Origin of the sequence: Halomonas sp. SIMBA_159, from assembly GCF_046536035.1 — a bacterium.
GTDB classification, from domain to species: domain Bacteria; phylum Pseudomonadota; class Gammaproteobacteria; order Pseudomonadales; family Halomonadaceae; genus Vreelandella; species Vreelandella venusta_A.
The window spans coordinates 1-270 of sequence record NZ_JAWJBT010000630.1 but is presented as its reverse complement, the minus strand read 5'-3'; the positions used below and the strand labels follow the sequence as shown (position 1 = coordinate 270).

General features: G+C 54.1%; 1 pseudogene. It reads left to right on the top strand.

The features are described 5' to 3' along the window. Positions 1-270: pseudogene (locus R0J87_RS20725) on the top strand (hybrid sensor histidine kinase/response regulator); the annotation flags it as partial.

Below are 270 nucleotides of genomic sequence, written 5' to 3'. Positions count from 1 at the left end.
CTGCAAAAGGCCAGCAAGGCGTAGGGCTTGGTTTGGGTGTGGTTAACCGGATGGCAAAATTGCTGGGGCATCAGCTGAAGGTTGCGTCCTGGCCTGGTAAGGGCAGCCTGTTCAGTATTGAACTGCCGCTGGTTGCGCGGCCGTTACGGCAGGAGCTGCCGTTACCCAGTGGTGTTGTGCAACGGCCGGTATTTGGGCTTTCAGTAGTTTGTGTTGATGATGATGCGGCGAATTTATCGGCGCTATCGGTATTATTACAGCAATGGCAAA